Genomic DNA, 3,849 nt, shown 5'->3' on the forward strand with positions numbered 1-3,849 from the left:
CGCCGGCCGCCGCCCCGGTCGCTGCCGCGCCCGCCGCCGCGACCCCGGCCGCCGCAGCGCCCGCCGCCAAGGCCGGCGATACCGACCAGACGGTCGGCACGCTCACCTATCAGCTGCTCGAGCGGCCGCTGCGCCCCGGCGAGGTGTCGCTCGACGACCTCGAGCGCGCCTTCCGCGAAACGCCCGGGCCCGCCTTCGACGTCGAGGCGCCGCAGACCACCTCCGCCGCCAAGGCCGCCGCCGCGCTCGCCGCCAATGCCGAGCACAAGAACGACGACGACAAGCACGACGGCAAGGTCGCGACCCAGTCGATCCGCGTCAATGTCGAGACGCTCGAGCACCTGATGACGATGGTGTCCGAGCTGGTGCTGACCCGCAACCAGCTGCTCGAGATCGTCCGCCGTCACGAGGACTCCGAGTTCAAGGTGCCGCTGCAGCGGCTGTCCAACGTCACCGCCGAGCTGCAGGAAGGCGTGATGAAGACGCGCATGCAGCCGATCGGCAATGCATGGCAGAAGCTGCCGCGCATCGTGCGCGACCTCGCGACCGAGCTCGGCAAGCAGATCGAGCTCGAGATGCACGGCGCCGACACCGAGCTCGACCGGCAGGTGCTCGACCTGATCAAGGATCCGCTCACCCACATGGTGCGCAACTCCGCCGATCACGGCCTCGAGTCGTCGGCCGAGCGGCGTGCCCTCGGCAAGCCCGAGAAGGGCACGATCCGGCTGTCCGCCTATCACGAGGGCGGCCACATCATCATCGAGATCGCCGACGACGGGCGCGGCCTCAACACCGAGAAGATCAAGGCCAAGGCGGTGTCCAGCGGGCTCGCCACCGAAGCCCAGATCGAGAAGATGAGCGAGGCGCAGATCCACAAGTTCATCTTCGCGCCGGGCTTCTCGACCGCCGCCAAGGTGACCAGCGTGTCCGGCCGCGGCGTCGGCATGGACGTGGTGCGCTCGAACATCGATCAGATCGGCGGCACGGTCGACGTCAAGTCGGTCGCCTGCGCCGGCTCGAGCTTCGTCATCAAGATCCCGCTCACGCTCGCGATCGTCTCGACCCTGATCGTCGAGGCGGGCGGCGACCGCTTCGCCATCCCGCAGCTCTCGGTGGTCGAGCTGGTGCGGGCGCAGTCGAACTCGGAGCACCGCATCGAGCGCATCAAGGACACTCCCGTCCTGCGCCTGCGCAACAAGCTCCTGCCGCTGATCCGGCTGAAGACGCTGCTCAAGATGGAGGAGGAGCCGACCGACCACCAGGACGCCGAGAACGGCTTCATCGTGGTGACCCAGGTCGGCATGCAGACCTTCGGCATCGTCGTCGACGGCGTGTTCCACACCGAGGAAATCGTCGTCAAGCCGATGTCGACCAAGCTTCGGCACATCGCGATGTTCTCCGGCAACACCATCCTCGGCGACGGCTCGGTGATCATGATCATCGATCCGAACGGAATCGCCCGCGCGCTCGGCACCATCGCGACGAGCACCACCCAGGGCGAGAGCGACGCCGCGGTCCATCACACCGCCGGGCAGGACAACACCACCTCGCTTTTGGTGTTCCGCGCAGGCTCGCCGGAGCCGAAGGCGGTGCCGCTGTCGCTGGTGACCCGCCTCGAGGAGATCGACGCCACCAAGATCGAGGTCTCCAACGGCCGCCGGCTGGTGCAGTATCGCGGCCAGCTGATGCCGCTGGTGCGGGTCAACGAGGACGTCCAGGTTCGCACCGAGGGCACCCAGCCGCTGCTCGTCTTCTCCGACGACGGCCGCTCGATGGGGCTGGTGGTCGACGAGATCGTCGACATCGTCGAGGACTCGCTCAACATCGAGGTGGCGAGCGACGTGCCCGGCATCCTCGGCTCGGCGGTGGTCAAGGGTCACGCGACCGAGATCATCGACATGGGCCACTTCCTGCCGATCGCCTTCGAGGACTGGCTGCGCCGCAAGGACTCGGCGACCCTGAAGAGCTCGCGCTCGCTGCTGTTCGTCGACGACTCCGCGTTCTTCCGCAACATGCTCACCCCGGTCCTCAAGGCCGCCGGCTATCAGGTCACCACGGTGCCCGGCGCCGACGACGCGCTCGAGGTGATCAAGTCGGGGCGGCGGATCGACGTGATCGTCACCGACATCGACATGCCGGGCATGAACGGCTTCGAGCTCGCCCAGGCGGTGCAGTCGCTGCCGGAGAGCAAGGACGTGCCGATCATCGCGCTGTCGGCGCTGACCTCGCCCGACGCGATCGAGAAAGGCCGCGAGGTCGGCTTCCACGACTTCGTGGCGAAGTTCGACCGGCCCGGCCTGATCGCCGCGCTGAAGGAACAGACCGCGCTCTCCGAGGCCGCGTGATGGGAACGACGATGGCGAACGACAACAACCCGAGCGGGATGCTCACCGAGTACGTCACCGTCATGCTGGGCGACCAGCTGTTCGGGCTGCCGATCTCCCGCGTGCAGGACGTGTTCATGCTGGAGCGGCTGACCCGCGTGCCGCTCTCGCAGCCGGAGATCGCCGGCGTGCTCAATCTGCGCGGCCGCATCGTCACCGCGATCGACATGCGCCGCCGGCTCGGCCTGCCGAAGCGCGACGACGGCAAGAAGCCGATGGCGATCGGCATCGAATCGAAAGGCGAGTCCTACGGCCTGCTGATCGACTCGGTCGGCGAGGTCCTCAAGCTCGACGAGAACACCCGGGAGCCGAACCCGGTCAATCTCGATGCCCGCCTCGCCCGGGTTTCCGCGGGCGTGCATCGTCTCGAGGGGCAGCTCCTGGTCGTCCTCGACGTCGACCGGGTGCTCGACATGGGCGAGGCGATCGCGGCCTGACCGGCGGCGACGACACGTGAGGCAGCGAGCGCGCCGGGCCGATGCCGGCGCCCGCCGATGGGCAAACGAGGCGCGTGATGAAGACCTGTCTGGTTGTCGATGATTCCAGCGTCATCCGTAAGGTGGCGCGCCGCATCCTGGAAGGGATGGACTTCGAGATCGTCGAGGCCGAGGACGGCAAGCAGGCGCTCGACGCCTGCGAGCGTCAGCTGCCGGACGCGGTGCTGCTCGACTGGAACATGCCGGTGATGGACGGCTACGAGTTCCTCCGCATGCTGCGCCGGATGCCCGGCGGCGATCGCCCCAAGGTGGTGTTCTGCACCACCGAGAACGAGGTCGCCCAGATCGCCCGCGCCATCCATGCCGGCGCCGACGAGTACATCATGAAGCCGTTCGACAAGGACATCGTCGCGGCAAAATTCCAGGAGGTCGGGCTCGTCTGAGGGCCCGCCCGCACCTCCCCGACATTCCGTTCGTCCGAGTTCGTGTCGCGTAACCGGGTACCCGCGTTATGGCCATCGCCGCTACATCTGCGCCCAAGGCGCCCGTCTCCGGCGATCGCGTCCGGGTGATGGTGGTCGACGACTCGGTGGTCGTCCGCGGTCTCGTCTCGCGCTGGCTCGAGGAGCAGCCGGACTTCGAGGTGGTGGCGACGCTGCGCACCGGCCGCGAGGCGGTCGACCAGGTCGAGCGCCTCGATCCCGACGTCGCCATTCTCGACATCGAGATGCCGGTGCTCGACGGCATCTCGGCGCTGCCGCTGCTGCTCGAGAAGAAGCGCGACCTGGTCGTCATCATGGCGTCGACGCTGACTCGCCACAACGCCGAGATCAGCCTGAAGGCGCTGTCGCTCGGCGCCGCCGACTACATCCCGAAGCCCGAGACCAATCGCGGCGTCACCACCTCGGCCGATTTCCGTCGCGACCTGGTGGAGAAGGTGCGCCAGCTCTCGGCACGCCGCCGCCGGCTGCGCCCGGCCCGGCCGGCGACGTCGGCGCCCGCCGCCGCCCGGAGCGAGCCGCGCCCCG

General features: G+C 68.5%; 4 protein-coding genes. All 4 read left to right on the top strand.

Features of this window, described 5'->3' with window-relative positions:
• The coding region (locus A33M_RS20995; protein WP_052027165.1) for a hybrid sensor histidine kinase/response regulator at window positions 1-2,345 on the top strand (2,345 nt) is incomplete at its 5' end.
• On the top strand, window positions 2,345-2,821 hold the full coding sequence (locus tag A33M_RS21000; RefSeq protein WP_008391698.1) for a chemotaxis protein CheW: 477 nt from the start codon (window positions 2,345-2,347) through the stop codon (window positions 2,819-2,821). The genes A33M_RS20995 and A33M_RS21000, both read left to right, overlap by 1 nt.
• A 77-nt stretch (window positions 2,822-2,898) precedes the next feature.
• Window positions 2,899-3,264 (top strand): response regulator, encoded by a 366-nt coding sequence (locus A33M_RS21005; protein ID WP_008391699.1) that lies wholly within the window; start codon window positions 2,899-2,901, stop codon window positions 3,262-3,264.
• Between the two features lie 68 nt (window positions 3,265-3,332).
• The coding region (locus A33M_RS21010; RefSeq protein ID WP_040622361.1) for a response regulator at window positions 3,333-3,849 on the top strand (517 nt) is incomplete at its 3' end.

It is taken from the genome of Rhodovulum sp. PH10 (genome assembly GCF_000293785.1).
In the GTDB taxonomy this organism is placed as follows: Bacteria; Pseudomonadota; Alphaproteobacteria; order Rhizobiales; family Xanthobacteraceae; genus Rhodoplanes.